Below are 452 nucleotides of genomic sequence, written 5' to 3'. Positions count from 1 at the left end.
GAACCACACACAACAAAACAACCACAAACAAACACACACAAAAAACACCAAGCAACACACCAACCACCAGACAATCACGCCAAAACCGACCACCAAAACCACCCCCACACACACCCACAAAGACAAAAAACCCCCAAACCACACCCCTCTAGCCACGGAGCACAACCACACCGCCAAACAAAATTCCCAGCAAACACAACCAAAACACAAACAACAAAACCAACACAAACACAACACAAACCACAACAACACCCACACCACACACCAACACAAACAACACCCACACCAACACAAACACCCAACCAAACCACACCAACCAAAACCAACCCAACACAAACACCAACACAACCACCACCCCCCCCACCCCACCCACCAACCACAACCAAACACCCCACCCACCCCCCACACCCCCCCACCCCCACCAACAACAAAAACAACACAAACCCCACCCA

General features: G+C 50.9%; 1 protein-coding gene. It reads right to left on the bottom strand.

The genetic code is table 11. From position 1 onward, the window contains the following. A partial coding sequence (locus tag ACTHTY_RS11920) for a hypothetical protein (protein WP_440367841.1) occupies positions 1-408 on the bottom strand: 408 nt, incomplete at its 3' end. Positions 409-452: the final 44 nt, after the last annotated feature.

The organism is Neisseria sp. P0019.S002, from assembly GCF_051957155.1.
Lineage (GTDB): Bacteria > Pseudomonadota > Gammaproteobacteria > Burkholderiales > Neisseriaceae > Neisseria > Neisseria perflava.
Note: the sequence above shows the minus strand (reverse complement) of the source record. Positions and strands in the feature narration are given on the sequence as shown.